This is a genomic window from Janthinobacterium sp. FT14W (genome assembly GCF_009208755.1).
Taxonomy (GTDB): domain Bacteria; phylum Pseudomonadota; class Gammaproteobacteria; order Burkholderiales; family Burkholderiaceae_D; genus Janthinobacterium; species Janthinobacterium violaceinigrum.
The window spans coordinates 1-23,460 of the sequence record NZ_WFLL01000066.1 but is presented as its reverse complement, the minus strand read 5'-3'; the positions used below and the strand labels follow the sequence as shown (position 1 = coordinate 23,460).

The window sequence follows — 23,460 nt, the reverse complement described above, 5'->3', positions numbered from 1 at the left end:
GCCGATGCGCGGCGCCTGGCCGCGCCGGGCCAGCGCGTAGGCGACCGCGCCGCGGGCCACGGCCACGTCGGGATTGTCGTTGTGCAGGATGGTGAGGGGCGCGCCGCGCCAGTGGGCGAGCGTCTCGGCCAGGCGGCGCGCCAATGCGTCGGCGCGGAACACGCCGCCATTGAGCAGCAGGGTATCGGGCAGTGCGCCCGCATGCTGTTGCAGAAAGCTGGCCAGGTGGCGCGTGATGGCCGCGTCCTGCGCATACGGCAGGCCGAATTCGACGATGCCGGCGCGGCCTTTTTTTGCCGTGTCGCCCAGCGCCACCTTCGGGAAGAAGCCGTCGACCACCATGGCCGCCACTTCCTCGCGCGCGAGGTCGACGGAACGGCTGCCGCCGATCAGGCGCGATCCCGCGCCCAGCAGGGTGACGCTGGTTGTCTCTGGCGCGCCGCTGGAGAGCAGCAGCTCCTTGGCGGCGCGGCAGCGTTCCATCAGCTGCGACAGGCGCGCGGCCGACAGCTTCATGCCGCCTTCGCTGCCTTGCGCCATGCGCGTTTCCACCAGGTGGGCCAGCGCCAGGTCCATATTGTCGCCGCCGAGTATCAAATGGTTGCCCACGCTGCTGCGCGTGAGCTGCGGTTCGCCATCGTCGCCGAAGGCCACGTCGATCAGGCTGAAATCGGTGGTGCCGCCGCCCACGTCGCACACCAGGATGCGGCGCGTATCGGCCAGGTCCGCGCGCAGGGTGGCGCGCCGGCGCTGCAGGAAGTCATAGAAGGCCGCCTGCGGTTCCTCCACCAGCCGCAAGGCGGGCAAACCGGCCATGCGGGCCGCTTCCAGGGTGAGTGCGCGCGCACCCTCGTCGAACGAGGCGGGAATGGTCAGCACCAGTTCCTGCTGCGCCAAAGGAGCATGCGGGAAGCGGTGGTCCCACGCGGCGCGCACGTAGGCCAGGTAGCTGGCGCTGGCCGCCACGGGCGACACCCTGGCCACGTCGGCATCGGCGCCCCAGGGCAGGATGGGCGCCTGGCGGTCCACGTTCGCGTGCGACAGCCAGCTCTTCGCGCTGGAAACGAGCCGGCCCGGCACCTGGGCGCCCAGCTGGCGCGCCAGCGCTCCGAGAACGGCGTGCTCCGGGTCCTGCTGCGGCCAGGGCAGCTGCAAGTCGCCCGCCGCCAGCTCGCCGGCAGCGGGGTGGTAGCGCAGGGACGGCAGCAGGGGGCGTGCGCCCACTTCGCCGGGAGCGACCAGCTGCTCGATGGCGAACAGCTCGATGCCTGCCTGCGCATCGGCCGCATCGGCCGCATTCGCATAGGCGACCACCGTATTGGTGGTGCCCAGGTCGATGCCGACCAGGAAGGCCGGCTTGCCCGCTGCGCTGCGCATGCCTATTGCTGCGGCGTGCCGCGCACGTCGAATTCCACCTTCCAGCGCTCGGCGCCGTCAGGGGAAACGGCCAGCAGCTCCAGGGTGCCCGCTTCCGTCACGCGCGCATGCAGCTTGACCTGCACCACGTCGCCGGCCGAGCGGCCTTCGGCGGACAGGGTCGCCTGGATTTCGCTCAGCTCCTGCAACTCGTCGGGACCCCAGAAGTCCAGCAGGTCGCCGATCTGGTCGTTGCGGCGCGTGGACGAGGCAAAGAAGCGGAAGTGCACGGGTTCGCCCACCACCAGGCCGAATTGCTGGCCCGGCAGTTCCAGTTCGCTGCCTTCTTCCATGCCGAACGGTGCCACGCACAGGGCCTGGATCGGCGGTTCCATGCCGGGGATGGCCGGCATGGCCGATTCGATGGCCACGTAGAAGGCACTGGCCGTGCCGCCGCGGATGCGCACGCCATGGCCGCGCCGCACGTAGCTGTAGTAGGCGGCGCCACGGGCCACGGCCAGGTCCAGGTCGGCCCCGGCCAGCATGCGCGCCGGTTCCGCGCCTTCCATGTACAGCCAGTCGTTGACGGTGGCCAGGATGCGCTGTACCAGCAGGTCGGACTTGAAGACGCCGCCGTTGAACAGCACGGCCGTCGGGTGCAGGAAGCTGGCGTCGGCCGACTGGCGGCCCGCAAAGCCTTCCAGTTCGGACGTCGCCGCCACTTGCCGGCCCAGGAAGGCCGCCAGGTGGCGCGTGATGGCCGCGTCCTGCGCATACGGCAGGCCCAGTTGCGTCAGGCCGGCGCGCGTGCGCACGGCAGGGCGGCTCGATGCTTCCACCTGCGGGAAGAAGCCGTCGAGGATGAATGTGGACACTTCCGCGCGCGTCAGTTCCGTGCGGATGGAGCCGCCGATCAGCTTTGAGCCGCGGCTCGGCACGACGATGGGCGCCGTGTCCAGGCCGCTGTCGGCCAGCAGGCTTTCCTTGGCGCTGCGGCAGCCATACGTGAGCGCGCGCATCTGCCAGGCGTCCAGCTGGGTGCCGTTGGCGGCCAGCTTGCGGGCCACCAGGTGGGCCAGGGCCAGGTCCATATTGTCGCCGCCCAGCAGGATGTGTTCACCGACTGCCACGCGGTGCGGTTCCAGCACGCCGTCGCGTTCCAGCACGGCGATCAGCGAAAAGTCGCTGGTGCCGCCGCCCACGTCGACGACCAGGATGATGTCGCCCGGCTTGACTTCCTTGCGCCAGCGGCCTTCGCTGGTCTGGATCCAGCTGTACAGGGCCGCCTGCGGCTCTTCCAGCAGGGTCAGCGAAGCGTAGCCGGCTGCCTGCGCCGCTTCCATCGTCAGCTCGCGCGCGGCCGGATCGAACGAGGCGGGGATGGTGACGGTGATTTCCTGCTCGGCGAACGGCGCTTGCGGGTGGGCCTGGTCCCAGGCCTGGCGCAGGTGCGTCAGGTAGCGCGTGGAGGCCGTGATGGGCGAGATGCGCGCCACCTCGGCCGGCGCATCGTTCGGCAGGATGGCCGCGCGGCGGTCCACGCCCGGGTGGCACAGCCAGCTTTTCGCGCTCGACACCAGGCGGATGGGCGTCGTGGCGCCGCGGCTGCGGGCCATCTCGCCGACGACGAACGGCGCTTCCGCTTCCTCGGTGACCCAGGGCAGGGCCAGGTCGCCCGCCGCCACTTCCTCGGCATGGGGCAGGTAGACGAACGACGGCAGCAGCGGCAGGTCTTCCACGGTGCCCGGCGCCGACAGCTGCGGCACCTTCAGCACGCCGTGGCTGGACTTTTCGCCGTCGCTTTCGACCAGGTTCACATACGACAGGGCGCTGTGCGTGGTGCCCAGGTCGATGCCGATGGCGTAGCGCGGGCTTGGGTTGGTTTGATCGTTCACAGTTCCACCTCGGCCGGGGCCAGGATGGCGGCGTCGTGCTGCGGGCTCAGTTTTGGCAGGCGTACGCTGGACGCGCGCCAGCCGCGGTGGCTCAGGGTGCCCGTGAATGGGGCGGAACCGACCACGTTGCCCGTCAGGCGCACGCTGGCCGAGTCAAAGCCCTCCTGCAGCACGATGCGGCTGCCTTCGGCTTCCTGGCGCACGGCATCGATGGTGAAGTATTCGCGCATGACCTTGGCGCAGCCTTCATGCACGACGCGGGCGGCCGCGCCGATGTCGGCGTCGGCATGGCTGCCCAGGTTTTCCTGGGTGAAGTCGATCAATCGCGCTTCGCGCTGCAGCAGGGCCAGCAATTGCAGGGCGGCGTCCGGCGTGGCTTCCTTCAATATGACGGGTGCGGCGGCCGGTGTCGGCACGGGCGCCGGGGCGGGCGCTGGCGCCACCGGCGCCACGGGTGCGGCCTCGGGCAGGGACAGCTTTTCCACGCGGGCCGCATAGGCGGCGTCCGACAGGGTGCTGAAGAAGGCGCCGAAAGCCAGCGGGACTCTGCGCCAGAACGATGGATGGGACGATGAAGTGCTCATAGGAACTCGTTTCTCTGATCTGTAGGGAGGCGTCGGCGGCGGGGGCCGCTTCGCAGGGTAGTGCATGTGCCGCGCCCATATGGCCGGCTGCGTTTGCCCGCATGATACCAGCTACCGGGCCGCCGCCAAAGTCGCCGCCCCTGGCGCAGCCAGCCTGGCACGTGGATTTTCTTTGTTCCTGCGCAAGGAAACGCTCGATTCCGAACCGTTTCGACTAGAATCGCGCATTATCTTTTTGCATGACCTCGATGCCATGTCTACCGACTTTTCCCCGTATCTGGCCAGCAGCCTGCATATCGACAGCGACCATCCGGCCGTGCGCGCCAGGGCGGCCGCACTGGCGGCAGGCGCGGTGGGTGACGCCGCCATCGCCGCCCGCTGCTTTGCCTTCGTGCGCGACGAGATTGCCCACAGCTGGGATTACCAGCGCAATCCCGTCACCTGCCGCGCGTCCGACGTCTTGCAGCATGGCACAGGCTATTGTTATGCGAAGAGCCATCTGCTCGCTGCGCTGCTGCGCGCCAACGGCATTCCTGCCGGCCTGTGCTACCAGCGCCTGGCCGTGGGCGAGGCGGGGCCGCCGTTCTGCCTGCATGGCTTGAACGCCGTGTATCTGCAAGAGTTCGGCTGGTACCGCATCGATGCGCGCGGCAACAAGGCGGGCGTCGCAGCCGCCTTCGTGCCGCCGCAGGAACAGCTGGCCTTTCCCGTGCTGGCGCCCGACGAGCGCGATTTGCCGGAAATCTGGCCGGCGCCGCTGCCGCAGGTGGTGGCCGCGCTGACGCAATATGCCACCGTACAGGAGGTGGCGGCGCATCTGCCCGATGTCGAACTGCTGCCGCAGCATCTATAACTAGAAGAAAGAAATCATGAAAAAAGTCTATATATGTCTGTTCGGACTGTTGCTGCTGGCCGGTTGCGGCAGCAAGGGCGAGAGCGCCGGACAGTCCAGCGCCGCGCGTCTCGATGGCAAGGAAAAAGGCAGCGAATTTCTCGCCTATGAACACAGTGTCAGCGTCGATACGCACGAGGCGCAAGTGCGGCCCCTGTATGAAAAAGTGGTCGCCGCCTGCAAGGCCGATACGGAAAACGCTTGCCTGCTGCTCGATTCCAGCATCGACAGCGGCCGCTACGTGCATGCGCGCATCAGCATGCGCGCCAAGCCGGCCGGCATCAGGAAGATGATGGCGCTGGTGGGGAGCGAAGGCGAGATCGCCAGCCAGGGCACCAAGGTGGAAGACCTGGGCCGTCCTGTGCTCGACAGCAAGAAACGCCTGGAGATGCTCAAGCAGTACCAGGCGCAATTGCAGGACCTGGAAAAACGCTCGGGTGCGAACGTCGATGCCTTGATCAAGGTGAGCAAGGAACTGGCCACCGTACAGGTGGAAGTGGAGCAGGCGACGGCGGCCAATGCCTTGTTGATGCAGCGCATCGATACGGATTTGCTGAACGTGGCAATCAGCGCCGAAGGCAAGCAATCGTTCTGGACGCCCGTCAAGCGCGCGCTGGGCAATTTCACGGAAAACCTGTCCGAAGGCGTGGCCAACGCCATCACGGCCATGGCCTACATCCTGCCATGGCTGATCGCATTCGTGCTGCTGTTCCCGCTGGGCCGCAAGGGCTGGCGCCGCTTGAGAGGCGTGCCACGCAAGGATTGAGAGGCAAGCATAGCCGCGGGTGACGCACCGTTTTACGGCAATTTGAAACCTGGCTGCACAGTCCTTGTGCAGCCAGGTTTTTTTTCGTGCGGCACCGGCCCCGTGCACCATGGCGTACACCTGCCGGCGTTGGCATGCTTTCTGCTTTAACAACATCGTATGTCCAGCTCGACCCCCTCGAACCCATCACAGGAGTCCCCATGTCACGACGCATCATCCTGAAAGCGGCCGCCGCCGGCGCACTGGCCCTGGCCACGTCCACCTCTATGCAGGCAGCCCTGGCCGCCGATACGATCAAGGTGGGCATCCTGCACTCCCTGTCGGGCACCATGGCCATTTCCGAAACCTCGCTCAAGGATGTGGCGCTGATGACGATTGCCGAGATCAATGCCAAGGGTGGCGTGCTGGGCAAGAAGCTGGAAGCCGTCGTCGTCGATCCCGCGTCGAACTGGCCATTGTTTGCGGAAAAAGCGCGCCAGCTGGTGGCGCAGGACAAGGTTGCCGTGGTGTTCGGCTGCTGGACGTCCGTGTCCCGCAAATCCGTCTTGCCCGTGTTCAAGGAGCTCAACAGCTTGCTGTTTTATCCGGTGCAGTACGAGGGCGAGGAACTGGAAAAGAACGTGTTTTATACGGGCGCCGCACCGAACCAGCAGGCGATTCCCGCCGTGGAATACCTGATGAGCAAGGATGGCGGCGGGGCCAGGCGCTTCGTGCTGCTGGGCACGGATTACGTGTATCCGCGCACCACCAACAAGATCCTGCGCGCCTTCCTGAAAAGCCAGGGCGTCAAGGATAGCGATATCAGCGAGGTCTACACGCCGTTCGGTCATGCCGACTATCAAACCATCGTCGCCAACATCAAGAAGTTTTCCACGGGCGGCAAGACGGCCGTCATTTCCACCATCAATGGCGATTCGAACGTGCCGTTCTACAAGGAACTGGGCAATGCGGGCCTGAAAGCCACGGACGTGCCCGTGGTGGCGTTTTCCGTGGGCGAGGAAGAGCTGCGCGGCATCGATACCAAGCCCCTGCTCGGTCACCTGGCGGCCTGGAATTATTTCGAATCCCTCAAGAATCCCGTGAATGCGGCGTTCATCAAGCAGTGGAAGGCGTACGCGGTGGCGCAAAAGTTGCCGAACGCGGGTTCCGTGGTGACGAACGACCCCATGGAAGCGACCTACGTGGGCATCCACATGTGGGCGCAAGCCGTGGAAAAAGCCAGGTCGACGGATACGGACAAGGTGATCGCCGCCATGGCGGGCCAAAGCGTCAAGGCGCCATCGGGTTTTACGCTGACCATGGACCCGACCAACCACCACTTGCACAAACCCGTGATGATCGGCGAGATCAAGGCTGACGGGCAATTCAATGTCGTCTGGAAAACCAAGGAGCCGATACGCGCCCAGCCGTGGAGCCCGTATATCAAGGGCAATGAGGGCAAGCAGAAGCTGTAGGCGCTTGCGCGTCGAATCGTCATCGCAACCCCAGACAAAGAGCTGGGGTCAGACCCGGCGGGTCTGACCCCTGTCCTTGTCTTTGGGGGAAGGATACTTATCAAGACATCGGCTTTACTACATGGAATCCATGCGCATGCAGATCCTCCCCCAACTGCTGGTCTTCGCCAGCCTGTTGTTAGCGTCCATGGCGCAGGCCGCCATCCCTCCCGACCTGCTCAAGCCGCTATCCGGCGACGATCCCGACGCGAGGGTCGCTGCCGTGGCACAGATCGCCGCCCTGGCCACGCCCGAGGCCGCCAAGGTGCTGCAAGCCTTGCAGGACGACGCCTTATATGCGGCGCCCGACGGCAAGGTGTACATCGTCGATGGCGAGCAGGCGTATGACCCGGCAAGCGGCAAGCCCGTGCCGCTGCCCGACGGCATCGATGGCGTGATGGTCAACAACCGCTTGCGGGCGGCCGTGGCCGGCGCCCTGTCGGGCTTGCAGCTGCTGGCGCCGGAGCGCGCCCAGCGTCTGGCTGCCGCGCAAGCCTTGCAGAAGGCAGTCGATCCCGCCCAGCTGCCCCTGATCCGCGCCGCGCTGGCGCAGGAAAGCGCCGCCGACATCAGGCAGATATTGCAGGTGCTGATCGCCAGCGCCAGCCTGCATGCGCCCGACGCGGCCACGCGCAAGGCCGCCGTGCAGGCCTTGGCCGGCAGCAGCGATGCGCGCCTGTTGCCCGTGCTGCAAGCCATGCTCGATACAGGGCCGGATGGCAAGGCCGGCGAGCCGGACGAGGGCGTGCAGCTGGCCGCCATCGAGACCATGCGCCAGATCAAGGGACGAGTGCAGCGCATGGAATTCGCCGGCAATGTGTTTTACGGCATTTCCCTGGGCAGCGTGCTGCTGCTGGCCGCGCTGGGCCTGGCCATCACGTTTGGCTTGATGGGCATCATCAACATGGCGCATGGCGAGCTGCTGATGATAGGTGCTTACACGACGTATCTGTGCCAGCTGTTCTTCCGTATCTATCTGCCCGGCCTGCAGGACGCCTACCTGCTGGCCGCCTTGCCGGCCGCCTTTCTCGTCTCCGGCCTGGTGGGCGTGGTGCTGGAACGCACGGTCATCCGCTGGCTGTATGGCAGGCCACTGGAAACCCTGCTGGCTACCTGGGGCATCAGCCTGATCCTCATGCAGCTGGTGCGCACGATCTTCGGCGCGCAAAACGTGGAAGTGGCCAATCCGGCCTGGATGTCGGGCGGCGTGACGGTCTTGGGCGGCCTCGTGCTGCCGTACAACCGGCTGGCCATCATCGCCTTTGCCATCGTGGTCGTGGCGGCCGTGTGGCTGATCCTGAACAAGACGCGGCTGGGCCTGTTCGTGCGGGCCGTCACGCAAAACCGCCGCATGGCCGATTGCGTGGGCGTGGCCACGGGCAAGGTCGACATGCTGACCTTCGGCCTCGGTTCCGGCATCGCGGGCCTGGGCGGCGTGGCCCTGTCGCAGCTGGGCAATGTGGGGCCGGACCTGGGCCAGAGCTATATCGTCGATTCCTTCATGGTGGTGGTGCTGGGCGGCGTGGGTCAGCTGGCCGGCACCGTGATTGCCGCGCTGGGCCTGGGCGAAGTGAACAAATTCCTCGAACCGGTGGCGGGCGCCGTGCTGGCGAAGATCACCATTTTGGTATTCATCATCATCTTTATCCAGCGTCGGCCCCAGGGCCTGTTTGCCATGAAGGGACGCAGCGTCGAATGATTAACTCACCCCGAAGCAAGGAGGGCCTGTTTACCAGGCCCGTATGGTCGGCGATTGCCGCATGTACGGTGCTGGCGGCGCTGTTGCCCATGTTGAATCTGCTGTTTGCCGAAGGCCATGCGCTGCACGTGTCCGCCTACACGGTGGCGCTGGTGGGCAAGTTCATGTGCTACGCGCTGGCGGCGCTGGCGCTGGACCTCGTCTGGGGCTACACGGGCATCTTGTCCCTGGGCCATGGCGTGTTCTTTGCGCTGGGCGCATATGCGCACGGCATGTATCTGATGCGCGCCATCGGCGACCAGGGCCAGTATCACAGCAGCTTGCCCGACTTCATGATCTTTCTCGACTGGAAAACCTACCCGTGGTACTGGGCATTTACGGAACATTTCTGGTATTGCATGGCCCTCGTCGTGCTGGTGCCGGGCGTGCTGGCCTTCGTGTTCGGTTACTTTGCGTTTCGCTCGCGCATCAAGGGCGTGTATTTTTCCATCATCACCCAAGCGATGACGTATGCCTTCATGCTCTTGTTCTTCCGCAACGACACCGGTTTTGGCGGCAACAACGGTTTCACGGATTTCAAGACCATTCTTGGTCACAGCATCACGGCGCCCGCCACGCGGGCCGTGCTGTTCCTGCTGACCCTGGCCTTCCTGCTGGCCGCGCTGGTGGGCGCGCGCGCCATCGTCCGTTCGAAGCTGGGCAGGGTGCTGCAGGGCGTGCGCGACAGCGAGGCGCGGCTGATGTTCCTTGGCTATAACCCGCTGTGGTTCAAGCTGTTCGTCTGGACTTTATCCGCCGTGCTGTGCGGCATCGCCGGCGCCCTGTACGTGCCGCAGGTGGGCATCATCAACCCGTCGGAAATGTCGCCCGCCAATTCCATCGAGATGGTCGTGTGGGTGGCCGTGGGCGGACGCGGCACCTTGCTCGGCCCGATTCTGGGCGCCTTCACCGTCAATGGCCTGAAAAGCTGGTTCACGGCCGCCTTGCCGGAACTGTGGCTGTTCGCGCTGGGCCTGCTGTTCATCGGCGTGACCCTGTTCATGCAGCAGGGCATGCTGGGCGTGTTGAGCAAGCTCAAACGCAAGCCCGTCGTGGCAGAGGAGGCCGCATGAGCATCCGCATGCTGCCCGGCATGGCCAGCGCCGAAGCGGGCCCCACGTATGCGCGCGTGAAAGGCGAGGGCGTCGACACGACGCATGGCGCCATCCTGTACCTGGAAGACATCAGCGTGTCCTTCGACGGCTTCAAGGCCATTAATAAACTGAGCCTCGATATTTCCGTGGGCGAGTTGCGCTGCATCATCGGTCCGAACGGGGCGGGCAAGACCACCATGATGGACGTGATCACCGGCAAGACGCGCCCCACGTCGGGCACGGCCTGGTTCGGCCAGACCATGAACCTGGCCAGCATGACGGAAGCGCAGATTGCCCACGCGGGCATCGGCCGCAAGTTCCAGCGTCCCACCGTGTTCGAGCAGCATACGGTGTTCGATAACCTGGAACTGGCCATGAAGCTGGACAAGCGCGTGGCGCCCACCCTGTTTGCGCGCCTCACGTCCGAGCAGGCAGGCAAGATCGAAGCGATCTTGCGCTTGATCCGCCTCGATGGTCACGAGGGGCGGCTGGCCGGCTTGCTGTCGCATGGGCAAAAGCAGTGGCTGGAAATCGGCATGCTGCTGATGCAGGAGCCGCAGTTGATTTTGCTCGATGAACCGGTGGCCGGCATGTCGGACGCGGAAACGGCGCGCACGGCGGAATTGCTCAATGAATTGCGGGGCAAGCATTCCATCATGGTGGTCGAGCACGACATGGGATTCGTCACGGACATCGCGCAGCATGGCATCGTGACCGTGCTGCATGAGGGCGCCGTGCTGGCCCAGGGCCGCATGGACCAGGTGCAAGCGGACGAGCGCGTCATCGAAGTCTATCTGGGAAGGTAATAGGGGAGATCACAGGCCATGCTGGAAGTGCAACAGTTAAATCAATACTATGGCTCCTCGCATACCTTGCGCGGCATCGATTTGTCGGCGCGCAAGGGCGAATGCCTGGCCTTGCTGGGCAGGAATGGCGTGGGCAAGACGACCCTGCTGAAATGCCTGATGGGCGTGCTGCCCGTGGCGCAGGGCCAGGTGGTCTTCCATGGCCGCGACATTACGAAGCTGGCACCGCATGCGCGGGCAAAGCTGGGCATTGCCTACGTGCCGCAGGGACGCGACATCTTTGCGCGACTGACGGTCGAGGAAAACCTGCTGATGGGCATGGCGGTGAAGCGGGGCAGGGCAGCGTCGCGCATCGACCCGCACGTGTATGAGCTGTTTCCCGTGCTCAAAGAGATGCTGCAGCGGCGCGGCGGCGATTTGTCGGGCGGACAACAGCAGCAGCTGGCCATCGCCCGCGCCCTGCTGGCCGAGCCGCAGCTGATCATCTTCGACGAGCCGACGGAAGGCATCCAGCCCTCCGTCATCAAGGATATCGGCCGCGTGATCAGCTTGCTGAAACAGCGCGGCGACATGGCCATCGTGCTGTGCGAACAGTATTTCGACTTTGCCCGCGAGCTGGCCGACGAGTTCATCGTGCTGTCGCGCGGCAGCGTCGTGGCCAGCGGCAAGGCAGAACAGATGGATGGCGACGAGGTGAAGCGGCACCTGGCCGTGTAGGCGTTCTACACCAGCTGCAGCCAGCCCAGCACGGCGCCGGCCGCCAGCAGCCACAATAAATGGATCTTCGTGCGCCAGATGATGAGGCCGGCCACGATGGACAGGCTCCACAGGGGCCAGTCGGTGCTCCATCGATGGTTGGCGCCGCCCAGTATCATGCCTGTGGAAATGAGCAGGGCGACGACGATGGGCGCCATGCCTTGCTTGAACGCGCGCACGGGGCGCAGGTCGCGGTTGCGGTAGCCCCACTGGGCCGCCACGTAGGTGAGGGTGGTGCTGGGCAGCATGATGCCCACCATGGTCACCAGCACGCCCAGGTACGCGGCGGCATAGCTGCCCGCGTTCATGCCCACGTTCCAGCCCATCAGGGCGACGAACAGCACGTTGGGCCCCGGTGCCGCTTGCGCGATGGCGATCGATTCGTTGAACTGCGCCTGCGTCAGCCAGCCATGCTGCTCGACGAGGAAGCGGTGCATTTCCGCCGTGGTGGAAATCGCGCCGCCGATCGACATCAGCGACAGCATCAGGTAATGGCCGAACAGGTTCAGCCAGTCGCCCGTGCTCAAGACCAGTTGCAGGGGCGGCGTCATGCGGCCAGCTTCCGGTAGGTGAGCAGGCAGCCGATGCCGCCCAGGCCCAGCAGGATGTACAGCAGGGGCCAGTGGAAGACCGCCACCATCAGCACGCCCAGCACGACCAGGGGCAGGGTCAGCCACAGGGGCAGCGGATGCTTGCCCAGCGCGGCGGCCAGTTTCACGCCCGTGGCAGCGATCATGCCGGCCGAGACGGCCGCCATGCCGCGCAGCGCGCCCGCCATGTGCGCATTGTCGCCAAAGCGCGTGTACAGCACGCCCAGCACCAGCACGATGACGAGCGGCACTGCCAGCATGCCGGCCAGCGCCGTCAATGCCCCTTTCAAGCCGAAATAGCGCCCGCCCACCATCAGCGACAGGTTGACCACGTTGGGACCGGGCATGATTTGCGCGACGGCCCAGTCTTCCAGGAACTCCTCCTGCGTCAGCCAGCGCTTGCGCTCGACCATTTCGCGCTGGATCACGGCCAGCACGCCGCCGAATCCCTGCAGGGCCAGCCAGGTGAACGAGAAGAACAGGTCGGCAAGCGAGGCGGGTTGCGGGCGGGAAAGGTCGGGCGGGAGGGGCGAAGGCGAGGGCATGGCTGATTATCGCCGTGGCCGATCGCGCTTGTCCATCGCTTTCGGCTGAGCTCGTGCCTGCAAGAAAAAACCGTGGCTCATGTTTCCCTGCCATTGACATCGAGAATTTATCAGCAATACTTTGATCGGCAACATGACCGCTGTCCCTGTCCGCGCTGGCGCGGTTCGCACCGCTACGCCGTCTCCCTCCGTTCCGTCCCCCTACGCAGGAGTTGTTCACCATGCCTAATTCCACAGAAACGCTGCATATGCCCGTCAAGACCGTGGTGCTGCATGCCCGGGTCGATCAAAAGATGTCCGATATCGTCAACCTGGGTATCGCCGTGCAGGCTGCCTTCAGTACCTTGTGCGCGCTGGAATACCTGAAGTCATACAATATCGCGCCCGAACTGATCGAACGCGTGCTGCTGCATCCGGAGCAGCGCCGCCAGACCGTGCATTGAATATCCGCACGGCAACTGTGTTGCTGGCATCGCTAGTCCGCTGTTGTCGGATTGATCACTACGGCTCAGTTATGCACAAATGATGGGTTAGCGAAATTGGCGAAATAATTTTCTTGTGATTATGTGTGAGTTTCTAAGTATTTGATTTTAATGGGATTTATTTTTGCTGTTTGATTGAGCAGTTTATTGAAAGCCGCACTGGCTGTGGCTTTGAGGCCTGTCAATAGGCGCTTATCCACAAAGATATCCACAGTCCGTGTGGATATCTGAAAAAGCGCTTAACAATCCGCCACTTAGATAATGACGGCCGTTCGGCGCAGCGGATGGCGCATCCGGGCAGGTCAAAATGGGGTGCGGGACAAGCCTGTATGCCCATCCAGTGCTCTTGTTTTATGACTGAAAGTAGCGGCCGATGCTCAGGGCGTGCCGCCGGCCGGCGCCGGGGGCGCTTCGCCGCACTGGGCCAGGGCGGCAGCGAGGCTGGCGACCTGTTGCTGCGCTTCGCGCAAGCTGGCGTAGGTGCGCAGCGAGGCGATCACGGTGGTGAACAACTTGCGCGTGGTCAAGTCGGTCTTGCACCAGAAATCGTTGATGTCGTAATCGATGATGATGCGGTGTTCCAGCGCCTGGCCGGGCTGGCCCGTGCGCAGGATGATGCGCACGGCGCTGTTGTGCAGTTCTTCGCGCACCTGGCGCGCCACTTGCAGTCCGGCATCCTGGGTTTCCATGATCACATCGAGCAGCACCACGGCGATGTCGGGCGTGCTGCGCAGCAAAGCCAGCGCCTCGGCGCCCGAGTACGCATGCAAAAAGCTCAGCCTGCGTCCCTGGAAGCTGGCCTGGCTGAGCGCGAACTTGGTCACCACGTGCACGTCGACATCGTCGTCGACGATCAGCACGCGCCATGGCGCCGCGCTGGCCGGTTCTGCCGCCGCATCTGCCTTCTCGAGCGGGTCGTCGACCAGCCAGTCGGGTTCGTCCGCCCCCTTGGCGGCGCTGTCGCTATCCACGCTGTCGCTATCCATATTCATGCGTTTATCCACCGTTGATCGTGCTCGCTCACTCCACACTATGCCAGTCTGCGGGGTTTGTCAAAACAATGCTGTTCAGGCAAGACGGCCTGGCGCCAGCTTGCCTGCTGTACCGCAAAATATATTTTCATGATGGCCGAGCAGCTTTGCGCTAGCGCAAATGCATGATGCTAAGTCATTGATTTCATTGGGGTAAAAAATTGCCTGTGAAATCAGCAAATTGTTGAAACCCGCATCAATGCTGGTGTTGCGGCTTGTCAAGAGGGGCTTATCAACAACTTTATCCACAGTTGCTGTGGATATCTAAAAAAGCCGTGCAAAAACCGGGGCTTAGCGCCCGTTCGTGAGACTGTGGGAGAGGCTTTCATGCCGCCAGCCCCAGCCCGCCCAGCTGGGCAAACGCATGCAGGAAGCGCTGCTTGGCCTCGGCCGGTCCCATGGCTTCGATTATACCGGGCAAGGGCACGATGCCGTCAAGATAGGCCCAGCGTTCGGCCGAATGGGGCATCAGGTCGCGCTTTTCCGTGGCCAGCGCGATCAGGTCGGCCCGCTTGATGGGTGCGTAATCGGAAAAATCCAGGCCATAGGTGGCGGCGATGATGGCGCTCACCTTGTCTTCCAGCGCGGCAAATTCCGGCAGCAGCACTTTCAAGGGCTTCACCATGTCGCCCAGGTAGGCTTCGGCCGCGTCATGCAGCAGGGCGGCCAGGCGCAGATGGGGCGGCACCAGCCCGGCGACGATCAGGCTGTGCTGGGCGACCGAATAAAACACCTGCGTCTGTCCATTGAAGCGGCACTGGTAGGCGAGGCCGTGGGCGATGTCTTCGATGGCGACCTTGTCGATATGGGGGCGCAGCGGATAAAAACGGTTGCCGGAATAAGTGGAAACGTAATCGGTAGTAATCATTGCCATGGCGCGGTGCTCGGAACGGTCAGGAGCTTTCATCCTACACCCGATGGCCCGGGCTTGCCCCGCCTGCCGCGCGCAAGCTGTTTCCTGCTGAGCCTATGCATCTTGGCAAATCCTTTAATTTATTTCATATCATTCATTGATATTTCTCAAATACACTGTAGAAATCTTGTTTGAATGAAACTTAAAGGGGGCAGGGCAATGACGGCGATACCTTCGGCAAGACCTTCGTATATCTATCAGGGCGGTTCGGTGATGATGCACTCGCCGCTGCAATTGAAACAGTCGGAAATGTACGGCTATTTCGTCAGGGGCGACCTGGCGAAGCTGCAGGCGACCGTGAACACCACCCTGAACCAGGTGGCGGGCCGCAAGATGAGCCTGAAAGCCCTGTCGCCGTATGTGATGCTGACGTTTACGCGCGTCAACCATGCCGATTCCAGCAACCCCGTCGACCAGGCCAAGGGCTGGATCACGGAAGTCGATATCGTCACCTGGATCATGGTCGGCGAGATGGATGGGGCGGGCAAGCTCGCGCATATCTATTGGTATCCGTGCCATATCTTCGTCGACGACGCGATGGCCCTGATCAACGGGCGCGAACTGTTTGGCTATCCGAAATACCTGTGCGAGTACGAGATTCCCGCTGCCGGCAGCGAGCCGCTGCGCTGCTCCGTGGCCGCCAAGGGTTTCCAGCATTTTTCGCCGGAAACGAAACTGGCCCTGCACCCGTTGCTGGAGGTCAATGCCACCGTGCAGACGGGCCAGCATAAACCCCTCAACAGCTTCCTTGAACTCATCGAGCAGGCGTTCAAGATCTTCCTCTCCATCCCCGATTTCTTCGACATGGACCAGGCCGGCTGGGCCGATATCCTTTCCCTGCTGCGCACCCCCCGCATCGACCAGATCTTCCTCAAGCAGTTTCCCGACAGCGCGGGCGTGAAGGCCGTGTACCAGGCCCTGGTGGCCGCGCCGGCCGAGATCAACCGCCTGCACAGCGCGCGGCTGCTGGGCTACGAATACGAATGCACAGTGCACGCGTTCGACAGCTTCCCGCTGGACCAGACCCTGGGCTTGCAGCTGGGGCCGCAGGCGGCGATCCTGCCGTTCAATGTGAACTTCGATTTCACGGCCATGCCGGGCGAGGAGCTGGTCGACAATTCCCGCATCGCGCCGGAAAAGATCGCCATCCTGGGCGGCGGCGTGGCGGCCATGACGGCCGCGTATTATCTGACGAACCAGCCGGGCTGGCAAAACCGGCACGAGATCACTGTGTACCAGCTGGGCTGGCGCCTGGGCGGCAAGGGCGCCAGCGGGCGCAATGCGCAAGCGGGCCAGCGCATCGAGGAGCACGGCCTGCACATCTGGTTCGGCTTCTACGCGAACGCCTTCAGGATGATCAAGGAAGCCTACGCCAGCCTCGACCGTCCGCCAGGCAGCCCGCTGGCCACCTGGCGCGACGCCTTCAAGCAGCACGACTACGTGGCCCTGTCGGAAGACGTCAAGGGCAAGTGGCGCAACTGGTCCATCCTCTTTCCCACCTTGCCGGGCGAGCCGGGCGAAGGCGGCGAAGACATCACCCTGTGGCAGATGGCCATCGCCATGGTGGGCTGGATCGAGCAGTGGATACGCCAGATCCGGCAAGTGGCGGACGCGGACGCGCGCATCGTGCGCGCCAGCGCATCGCAAGGCGAGGGCGTGTGGCCGGGCTGGCTGCGCCGCCTGGCCGACGAAGTGGTGGGGCAGGCCGATGAACTGGGCCTGGACGTGGGCCTGTCCGTGGGCGCGCTGGCGGCGCTGGTGGCCGACCTGGCGCCCGATTCCACGCGCCACGACCAGGCCCGCTACCAGCTGCTGGCCAGCACCCTGAACGGCATCCGCGCCTGGCTGCGCCTGCGCTACCGCGCGCTGATCGACGGCGACGATGAATTGCGCCGCTTGTTCACCTGCCTGGACCTGGGCATCACGGTCATGAAGGGCATGTTCGAGGATGGCGTGTTCAAGAACGGCTTTGACGTCATCAACGACATCGATTTCCGCGCCTGGCTGAAAAAACACGGCGGCGACGAGCAGTTCAGCGTGAATTCGGCGCCCGTGCGGGGCTTCTACGACCTGGTGTTCGCCTACGAGGGCGGCGATTTCGCCAAGCCGAACATCGAGGCGGGCACCTTGTTGCGGGCGATGGCGCGCATCGGCCTGGCCTACAAGGGCGGCATCATGTTCAAGATGCAGGCCGGCATGGGCGACACGATTTTCACGCCCCTGTACGAAGTGCTGCGCAAGCGGGGCGTGGAATTCAGGTTCTTCCAGCGCGTGGAAGAACTGGTGCCGGGCGCGGGCGACATCGACAGCATCCGCATCACGCAGCAGGTGCAATTGAAGGATCCCGCCGCCGGCTATGCGCCGCTGGTCGACGTGAAAGGCCTGGCCTGCTGGCCCAGCGCACCCGATTACGCGCAGCTCGATCCCGCGCAGGCGGCCCTGCTCCAAGAGCAGGAAGTCAACCTGGAATCGTACTGGAGCGACTGGCCGCAGCAGTACCGGCAGGCGTTCGGCCGGCAGTTGCCCGCCACGGTCCTGAAGAAGGGCGTCGATTTCGACAAGGTGGTGTTCGGCATCTCGATCGGCTCGCTGCCGGTCCTGTGCCCGCAGTTGCTGGCGCAAAGCCCGGCCCTGCAGCTGACGGCGGACAAGGTGAAAACCGTGGCCACGCAGGCTTACCAGGTGTGGCTCAACAAGGATTTGCGTCAGATGGGCTGGACCACGCAGCCGAAAGGCCAGCAGCCCGTGCTGTCGGCCTTCACGGAGCCGTACGACACGTGGGCGCCCATGGACCAGCTGCTGGCGCACGAGGACTGGCCGGCGGGACTGGCGCCGAAGAACGTGTCCTACTTTTGCAGCGCCTTCCCCGTCGACAGCTATCCGCCCGTCACCGACACGGATTTCCCCGCCCGCTGCGCGGCACGCGCCAAGGCGGGCGCGCTGCACCAGCTGGAACGCGAAATCGGCGCCCTGTGGCCCGAGGCGGGCGGGCCCGGCGCGTTTCCGTGGCCATGGCTGGTCGACGCGAAGGCTGGCACGGGGCCGGCGCGTTTCGACAGCCAGTACTGGCGCGCCAATGTCGACCCGTCCGAGCGCTACGTGATGTCGGTGGTGGGCAGCACCCGGTACCGGCTGGCCACCGACCAGTCGGGCTTTTCCAACCTGTTCCTGACGGGCGACTGGATCAGGACGGGCATCAACGCGGGCTGCGTGGAGGCGGCCGTGATGGCGGGCATGCAGACCTCGCGCGCGCTGACGGGGTATCCGGCCGTGATCCAGGGCGAGACGGATTTTTAGTTATTTCGCTATGATGGCGTTTCATTGTTCCCTGCGCGAGCTTGTCCATGAAACGCCTGATGCCGCTATGCCTGGTTCTCGTCCACCTGCACGGGAGCGCCGCGCCGCCCGGCGCGATCGTGCTGTGGCCGGGCGCGCCGCCCGGCGGCGCGGCGCCGGGGCCGCAGCGCGACAGCGCCAAGGGTTCCATCACGCAGGTCGATCAGCCGTATCTGATCGTGCACCGCCCGGCGCAGCCGAACGGCACGGCCATCGTGCTGGTCAGCGGCGGCGGCTATGCGCATATCGAGGCGGGCAAGGAAAGCGGCCCGGCCGCCAGCTGGCTGCAGGCGCAGGGCATCACGGCGTTTGAACTGGTGTACCGCCTGCCGCAGGAAGGCGGCGGGGTGGCCGCGCCGTTCCAGGATGGCCAGCGGGCCATGCGCGTGATCCGTGCGCGCGCCGAGGAATGGCGGATCGACCCGGCGCGCATCGGCATGCTGGGCTTTTCCGCCGGCGCGCACCTGGCCGGCATGACGGCGGTCGAGCCCGACGCGGTCCGCCATGCGCCCGCCGATGCGCTCGATGCATTATCCGCGCGGCCCGACTTTGCCGTGCTGCTGTATCCCGTGCTGACCATGCAGCCGCCATACGACACGACGCATGCGAAGAAGCAGCTGCTGGGAAGCCACCCCGCGCAGGCGGCGCGCGACGCCATGTCGGTGGAATTGCACGTCGATGCGCGCACGCCGCCCATGTTCATTGCGCAGGCGCTGGACGACCCCATTGCACCGCCCGAGAACAGCCGGCTGATGGCCGCCGCCCTGGGCCGCGCGGGCGTGCCCGTGGAGCTGCACCTGTTCCAGCAGGGCGGCCATGGCTGGGGCCTGGGCAAGCGGGGCAGCGAGCCGGCCGCGTGGCCGCAGCTGCTGCTGGCGTGGCTGCGGGCGCATGGCTGGATGCCTCAGGCGCCAGGCTGAACTTCGAGGTCGCGCCGCGCCGCATCCAGCGCCGCGTGCAGCTGCGGCAGGAACTGTTCCACGTTATCGAGCTGGCCGTTCGAGGCCAGGGTTTCCATCTGGTGGCACAGGCCGTGCAGGGTGGGGCGGCTCAGGTAGCCGGCGCTGCCTTTCAAGGCGTGGAAGGCGGCGGCGGCCGCGCTGGCGTTGCCGTCGCGCACGGCGTGGCATGCCAGGTCCAGGCGCCGCGGCGCTTCCGTCAGGAACGCTTGCGCGATGCGCTGCAAGTGCTGCGGCGACAGGCCCGCCAGCGGCAGGATGTGCACGGGCGCCGTCATGGGATCGGCCGGCGCGGGCGGCCCGCCGCCGTCCAGGCCGAATTGGCGCGCCAGGTTCTCGTCCTCGCTGGGCACGGCCGGCGGCAGGGCGTGGCCGCGCGCCAGCAGCAGGTCGATGATGGCGTCGATTTTCTCGAACAGCAGGGCTTCGTCGACGGGCTTGCTGAGGAAGTCGTCCATGCCGGCGGCCAGGTAGCGCTGCCGGTCATGTTCGCTGGCGTTGGCGGTCAGCGCGAGGATGGGGATGCGCGGGTCGGGAACGGGGAATTCGGCGTTGCCGCCGCCGCGGATCAGGCGCGCGGCCTGTTCGCCGTCCATCGATGGCATGCGGCCGTCCATCAGCACGCAGTCGTAGGCGCCCGTCCCCAGCGCGCGCAGCGCCAGCTCGCCGTTTTCCACGATGGTCACGTCATGGCCCATGCTTTCGAGCAGGGTGCCGATGATGATCTGGTTGGTGCGCACGTCTTCGGCGCACAGGATGCGCAGGCGGCAGGCGTGGCGCGCGTGGCGCTGGGGCCGGCGCGCATCGGCCGCCGGCGCGCTGCCGTCCTGCAGCGGCAGGCTGAAATGAAAGCGCGAACCGATGCCGACGCGGCTTTCCACGCCGATCGTGCCGCCCATCAGTTCGACCAGTTCCTTGCAGATGGCCAGGCCCAGGCCCGTGCCGCCGTAGCGGCGCGTGGTGGAATGGTCGGCCTGCTCGAATTTCTGGAACAGGCGCGGCAAGGTGTCCGCGTCGATGCCGGGCCCCGTGTCGCTGATGATGAAATCGATCTCGCTGCGGCCGTCGCGGCGCGGCGGCGTGCGGGCGCGCCGCACTTCCAGCAGCACTTCGCCATTCGCCGTGAACTTCAAGGCATTGCCCAGCAGGTTGATCAGGATCTGCCGCAGGCGCGTGGGGTCGGCGCGCACGTAGCGGGGCAGGTCCAGCGCCAGTTCGCGGCGCAGCAGCAGGCTCTTGGCGTCGGCCTGGCCCTGCACGATGCCGGCCGCGTCGCCGACCAGCGCCAGCAGGTCGAAGTCCACGGTTTCCAGGGTCAGCTTGCCCGCATCGATCTTCGAGAAATCGAGGATGTCGTTGAGGATGGTCAGGAGCGAGACGCCGTTGTGCAGGCCGATGCGCAGGTATTCCTGCGTGCGGCCCTTGACGGACTGGTCGCGCAGGGCGAATTTCAGCATGCCGATCACGCCGGCCAGCGGGGTGCGGATGTCGTGGCTCATGGCCGACAGGAAGTCGATGCGGTGGCGGCTGACCACTTCCGCATGCTCCTTGGCCGTCAGCAGGGCATCGTTGCTGAGGGTGAGCGCCAGGGTGCGTTCCTGCACGCGCTGTTCCAGGTTGTTGCGCAGCAAACGGATCTGGTCGGCCAGGGCAAAGGCCAGCAGCAAGCCGTCGAGCGTGCCGCCGAGCAAGGTGACCAGCTGGGCGTTGGCCACCATGGCCGGCATCAGGCCCAGGTTGGCCGGCAGGATCAGGAAGCCGGGCAGCATCAGGGCGACGAAGGCCAGCACGAAGAAGCGCGCCGGCTGGTAGCCGCGGCGCCAGACGACGATGCCGCAGATCAGCGCCAGCAGCATCCAGATGCTGATGGCGATGGTGGCCAGCGTGTGCGCATACGACAGGGCGAAGAAGCAGCTGGGCAGCAGCAGCAGGGGCAGCACCAGGTTGACCTTGCTGATGCGGTACAGCAGGGGCGAGTAGTCGCGCAGGCGCAGGAAATGCGTGTAGAACAAAGTACTGAAGACGGGCAGCAGGAAAAACGGCAGGTAATGCAGCTGCAGCAGATGCCAGTCGAACAGGTCGGCAAAGACGTGGAAGGTCATGGCCCAGGCCAGGCCGTACGTGAGCACGTACAGCGCGTAATACGCCGAGGCTTTTTCCAGGGTGATGGAAAAGATGAAGAAATTGAACAGGCCCAGAGCCAGCAGGGCGCCGATGGACGCCACCATCAGGAAATTTTCCTTGCCCACCAGCTTGCGGTAATCGCGCTGCGCCTTCACGCCGAACATGGGGGCGCGCGCGTAATAGGGGCTGGAAAAGCGGATCAGGATGTCATACGTGGCGCCCGGCGCCAGTTGCACGTCCTTGCCGTAGTGCAGCAAATATTCATGCGGGCGCTGGTAGCCTGTCAGCAAGACCTGCGGCGCCGCATGTGGCCCGGGACCATACACATACAGGTCGACCAGGTCGATCAGGGTGTCGTTCGGGTCGATGACCCAGGCCGCGACGTTGCTGTCGTTGCGCACCTGCGCATGCAGCCAGTAGGCGCCGCCGAACAGGTCGACCTGTGCGGCCGGGCGCTGGCGCGCCAGCCAGGCGGGCAGGGCGGCGGCATCGGCCGGCGCGGCTTCATCTCCAGCGAAAAAGAGTTGCCCGCCGCTGCCCAGGTGCGCGATGCCTTGCTTGCTCAGGGACAAAGTTGCCGCCTGCGCCGCGCCCGCCAGGCCCAGCAGGCTGAATAGAAAACCGAACAGCCAGCCGCATAGCCAGGCGCTGACGCGGGAGCAGGAAGCGCGGTGGCTGGAAGGGGGCGGGAAGGCTGGCATCGATGGGCAGGGTGATGGTCGCGCGGGAACTGGCGGCAACGCCGTTTGCTGTGGAGTGCCCATTTTAATCGACTCTCGGTGGCACACGGGCAATTTCATGTCCTGCCCGCATGGCGCCCGCTCCGGTATCATGTCGCCTTTTGCCTGCGAGTCTTCCATGCTCAGTCCCGACCAGTTCCTGGCCTTCCTGGCCGCCGCCGTCCTCATTACCGCCAGTCCCGGCCCCGACAACCTGATGGTGCTGGGCGTGGGCATGTCGCGCGGGCGCCGCCAGGGCATGGCGTTCGGCCTGGGCTGCGCCCTCGGCTGCCTCACGCACACGGTGCTGGCGACCATCGGCGTGTCGGCCCTGCTGGCCGCCTCGCCTGCCGCCTTTACCACGCTGAAAGTGGCTGGCGGCCTGTACCTGGTGTGGCTGGGCATCGGCGCCTTGCGCAGCCGCGGCGGCGCCAAAGTCGATGGCGCGGCGGCCTTGCCCGACGAATCGCTGCTGCGCCTGTTCGGCAAGGGCTTGTTTGCCAACAGTATCAATCCGAAAGTCGTGCTGTTCTTCCTCTCGTTCCTGCCGCAGTTCATCGTCGCGGGCCAGGGCAATGCCAGCTGGCAGACGGCGCAGCTGGGCCTGGTCTTCACGGCGCAGGCTTGTGTGCTGTTCGGCCTGCTCGGCTATTTTTCCGGCGCCGTGGGCCTGTGGCTGAACCGCCGCCCGCGCGCCGGCCTGTGGCTGGACCGCGTGGCCGGCACCATCTTCATCGGCCTGGGCTTGCGCCTGATCCTGGCGCGCTGATCTCTTGCCGGGCGGTAATGCGGAACGCCAGTTCCATCTGGTCCTGCACGGCCATGGCGCCGCCCAGCACGGCGAAGGGCACGATGCCGAAATCGCTCTGTTTTAACAGCAGGCTGCCGCTGGCCTGCAGGCTCCGCCCGTCGGCCGCCATCTCGATCCGCACGGGCAGCTGCACGGCGCGCGTCACGCCATGCAAGGTGATGTCCGCGTCGAGCACGTCGCCGTCGCCGGTGCGCCGGGCGTCGATACGCCGGGCGTCGATACGCACCCACGGATAGCGTTCGGCCTCCAGCACGCGCACCAGCATGTTGTGGCGCGTGCCCGCGATGGCGTCCGCCGACGGCGTCGTCGTCAGCCCCGCCGCCTGGCGCAGGCTAGCTTCATCCACACTCATCTCGTCGAGCCGGAACTGGAATTGCGCGCGTCCCGGCGCGGGCGCCACGACGCCCTGCAGGGTGCGGCTGGCAACCACGTGGTCATGCCCCAGGCGGGCCAGCGCGCCGCCGCGCCGCACGGTGATGGTCAGCAGGGAGTCCTGCGGGGCGATGTGCAGGATGCGCACGCCCGGCCGCGCCGGTAGCGGCGCCTGCATGGCTGGCGCCGCTACCGGCG

20 protein-coding genes are annotated in these 23,460 nt (G+C 65.4%); 11 read left to right on the top strand and 9 right to left on the bottom strand.

The genetic code is table 11. The features are described from left to right. From GCN74_RS26385 to GCN74_RS26375, 3 genes are all read right to left on the bottom strand, one after another. A partial coding sequence (locus GCN74_RS26385) for an Hsp70 family protein (protein ID WP_152259402.1) occupies positions 1–1,377 on the bottom strand: 1,377 nt, incomplete at its 3' end. A gap of 2 nt (positions 1,378–1,379) precedes the next feature. Then, positions 1,380–3,251 (bottom strand): Hsp70 family protein, encoded by a 1,872-nt coding sequence (locus GCN74_RS26380; RefSeq protein ID WP_152259401.1) that lies wholly within the window; start codon positions 3,249–3,251, stop codon positions 1,380–1,382. After that, on the bottom strand, positions 3,248–3,835 hold the full coding sequence (locus tag GCN74_RS26375; protein WP_152259400.1) for a DUF2760 domain-containing protein: 588 nt from the start codon (positions 3,833–3,835) through the stop codon (positions 3,248–3,250). The genes GCN74_RS26380 and GCN74_RS26375 overlap by 4 nt, the downstream gene beginning before the upstream one ends. Positions 3,836–4,088: 253 nt before the next feature. Here GCN74_RS26375 and GCN74_RS26370 point away from each other — a divergent pair, with 253 nt between their 5' ends. The 7 genes from GCN74_RS26370 (at position 4,089) to urtE (ending at position 11,341) form a co-directional block, all read left to right on the top strand. After that, positions 4,089–4,688, top strand: coding sequence for a transglutaminase-like domain-containing protein (locus GCN74_RS26370; RefSeq protein WP_152259399.1), 600 nt, complete (start codon positions 4,089–4,091; stop codon positions 4,686–4,688). 16 nt (positions 4,689–4,704) lie between these two features. Then, entirely contained in the window at positions 4,705–5,493 is a 789-nt protein-coding gene (locus tag GCN74_RS26365) for a DUF4349 domain-containing protein (protein WP_152259398.1), read from the top strand. Positions 5,494–5,693: 200 nt separating this feature from the next. Continuing rightward, complete coding sequence (gene urtA, locus GCN74_RS26360) at positions 5,694–6,947, top strand: urea ABC transporter substrate-binding protein (protein ID WP_152259397.1); 1,254 nt, start codon at positions 5,694–5,696, stop codon at positions 6,945–6,947. 136 nt (positions 6,948–7,083) lie between these two features. Then, positions 7,084–8,685 carry an urea ABC transporter permease subunit UrtB gene (urtB, locus tag GCN74_RS26355; protein ID WP_152259396.1) on the top strand — a complete coding sequence of 534 codons (1,602 nt, stop codon included), beginning with the start codon at positions 7,084–7,086 and terminating at the stop codon, positions 8,683–8,685. Continuing rightward, complete coding sequence (gene urtC, locus GCN74_RS26350) at positions 8,682–9,797, top strand: urea ABC transporter permease subunit UrtC (RefSeq protein WP_152259395.1); 1,116 nt, start codon at positions 8,682–8,684, stop codon at positions 9,795–9,797. The genes urtB and urtC overlap by 4 nt, the downstream gene beginning before the upstream one ends. Further along, positions 9,794–10,624 carry an urea ABC transporter ATP-binding protein UrtD gene (urtD, locus tag GCN74_RS26345; protein ID WP_152259394.1) on the top strand — a complete coding sequence of 277 codons (831 nt, stop codon included), beginning with the start codon at positions 9,794–9,796 and terminating at the stop codon, positions 10,622–10,624. Before urtC ends, urtD begins: the two co-directional genes overlap by 4 nt. Before the next feature lie 18 nt (positions 10,625–10,642). Next, positions 10,643–11,341 carry an urea ABC transporter ATP-binding subunit UrtE gene (gene urtE, locus GCN74_RS26340; protein WP_152259393.1) on the top strand — a complete coding sequence of 233 codons (699 nt, stop codon included), beginning with the start codon at positions 10,643–10,645 and terminating at the stop codon, positions 11,339–11,341. A 5-nt stretch (positions 11,342–11,346) separates the two neighbouring features. On the opposite strand, the gene GCN74_RS26335 is transcribed toward urtE, so the two are convergent. Next, positions 11,347–11,931: a chromate transporter gene (locus GCN74_RS26335; RefSeq protein WP_152259392.1), complete on the bottom strand. Its 585-nt coding sequence runs from the start codon at positions 11,929–11,931 to the stop codon at positions 11,347–11,349. Beyond that, positions 11,928–12,515, bottom strand: coding sequence for a chromate transporter (locus GCN74_RS26330; protein ID WP_152259391.1), 588 nt, complete (start codon positions 12,513–12,515; stop codon positions 11,928–11,930). The genes GCN74_RS26335 and GCN74_RS26330 overlap by 4 nt, the downstream gene beginning before the upstream one ends. Positions 12,516–12,736: 221 nt before the next feature. Between GCN74_RS26330 and GCN74_RS26325 the strand changes: the two genes are divergently transcribed. Continuing rightward, positions 12,737–12,958, top strand: coding sequence for a hypothetical protein (locus GCN74_RS26325; protein ID WP_152259390.1), 222 nt, complete (start codon positions 12,737–12,739; stop codon positions 12,956–12,958). A 416-nt stretch (positions 12,959–13,374) separates the two neighbouring features. Here GCN74_RS26325 and GCN74_RS26320 read toward each other — a convergent pair whose 3' ends face one another. Next, positions 13,375–13,989: a response regulator gene (locus tag GCN74_RS26320; protein ID WP_226939241.1), complete on the bottom strand. Its 615-nt coding sequence runs from the start codon at positions 13,987–13,989 to the stop codon at positions 13,375–13,377. Positions 13,990–14,353: 364 nt separating this feature from the next. After that, entirely contained in the window at positions 14,354–14,902 is a 549-nt protein-coding gene (locus GCN74_RS26315; RefSeq protein WP_152259389.1) for a phosphohydrolase, read from the bottom strand. Between the two features lie 198 nt (positions 14,903–15,100). Between GCN74_RS26315 and GCN74_RS26310 the strand changes: the two genes are divergently transcribed. Continuing rightward, positions 15,101–18,238 carry an NAD(P)/FAD-dependent oxidoreductase gene (locus GCN74_RS26310; RefSeq protein ID WP_226939240.1) on the top strand — a complete coding sequence of 1,046 codons (3,138 nt, stop codon included), beginning with the start codon at positions 15,101–15,103 and terminating at the stop codon, positions 18,236–18,238. A gap of 47 nt (positions 18,239–18,285) precedes the next feature. Then, positions 18,286–19,197: an alpha/beta hydrolase gene (locus GCN74_RS26305; protein ID WP_152259388.1), complete on the top strand. Its 912-nt coding sequence runs from the start codon at positions 18,286–18,288 to the stop codon at positions 19,195–19,197. Here the strand turns inward: GCN74_RS26305 and GCN74_RS26300 are convergent. Continuing rightward, the gene (locus tag GCN74_RS26300) at positions 19,182–22,061 is read right to left on the bottom strand and encodes a hybrid sensor histidine kinase/response regulator (RefSeq protein ID WP_226939239.1); all 2,880 of its coding nucleotides are present in this window, start codon (positions 22,059–22,061) and stop codon (positions 19,182–19,184) included. The two genes, GCN74_RS26305 and GCN74_RS26300, sit on opposite strands and share 16 nt — an antisense overlap. A gap of 157 nt (positions 22,062–22,218) precedes the next feature. On the opposite strand from GCN74_RS26300, the gene GCN74_RS26295 reads away from it, so the two are divergent. Beyond that, positions 22,219–22,848, top strand: a complete 630-nt coding sequence (locus GCN74_RS26295) for a LysE family translocator (protein WP_152259387.1) — start codon at positions 22,219–22,221, stop codon at positions 22,846–22,848. Here GCN74_RS26295 and GCN74_RS26290 read toward each other — a convergent pair. Next, on the bottom strand, positions 22,811–23,460 hold a 650-nt coding region (locus GCN74_RS26290), incomplete at its 5' end, for a YceI family protein (RefSeq protein ID WP_226939238.1). The genes GCN74_RS26295 and GCN74_RS26290 overlap by 38 nt on opposite strands.

Coding starts and splice junctions, on each gene's coding strand:
- urtC (WP_152259395.1), top strand. CDS start 8,682: ATGATTAACTCACCCCGAAGCAAGGAGGGCCTGTTTACCAGGCCCGTA.
- GCN74_RS26315 (WP_152259389.1), bottom strand. CDS start 14,902: ATGGCAATGATTACTACCGATTACGTTTCCACTTATTCCGGCAACCGT.
- urtA (WP_152259397.1), top strand. CDS start 5,694: ATGTCACGACGCATCATCCTGAAAGCGGCCGCCGCCGGCGCACTGGCC.
- GCN74_RS26325 (WP_152259390.1), top strand. CDS start 12,737: ATGCCTAATTCCACAGAAACGCTGCATATGCCCGTCAAGACCGTGGTG.
- GCN74_RS26310 (WP_226939240.1), top strand. CDS start 15,101: ATGACGGCGATACCTTCGGCAAGACCTTCGTATATCTATCAGGGCGGT.
- GCN74_RS26335 (WP_152259392.1), bottom strand. CDS start 11,931: ATGACGCCGCCCCTGCAACTGGTCTTGAGCACGGGCGACTGGCTGAAC.
- urtB (WP_152259396.1), top strand. CDS start 7,084: ATGCAGATCCTCCCCCAACTGCTGGTCTTCGCCAGCCTGTTGTTAGCG.
- urtD (WP_152259394.1), top strand. CDS start 9,794: ATGAGCATCCGCATGCTGCCCGGCATGGCCAGCGCCGAAGCGGGCCCC.
- GCN74_RS26320 (WP_226939241.1), bottom strand. CDS start 13,989: ATGAATATGGATAGCGACAGCGTGGATAGCGACAGCGCCGCCAAGGGG.
- GCN74_RS26305 (WP_152259388.1), top strand. CDS start 18,286: ATGAAACGCCTGATGCCGCTATGCCTGGTTCTCGTCCACCTGCACGGG.
- GCN74_RS26330 (WP_152259391.1), bottom strand. CDS start 12,515: ATGCCCTCGCCTTCGCCCCTCCCGCCCGACCTTTCCCGCCCGCAACCC.
- GCN74_RS26295 (WP_152259387.1), top strand. CDS start 22,219: ATGCTCAGTCCCGACCAGTTCCTGGCCTTCCTGGCCGCCGCCGTCCTC.
- urtE (WP_152259393.1), top strand. CDS start 10,643: ATGCTGGAAGTGCAACAGTTAAATCAATACTATGGCTCCTCGCATACC.
- GCN74_RS26370 (WP_152259399.1), top strand. CDS start 4,089: ATGTCTACCGACTTTTCCCCGTATCTGGCCAGCAGCCTGCATATCGAC.
- GCN74_RS26300 (WP_226939239.1), bottom strand. CDS start 22,061: ATGCCAGCCTTCCCGCCCCCTTCCAGCCACCGCGCTTCCTGCTCCCGC.
- GCN74_RS26375 (WP_152259400.1), bottom strand. CDS start 3,835: ATGAGCACTTCATCGTCCCATCCATCGTTCTGGCGCAGAGTCCCGCTG.
- GCN74_RS26365 (WP_152259398.1), top strand. CDS start 4,705: ATGAAAAAAGTCTATATATGTCTGTTCGGACTGTTGCTGCTGGCCGGT.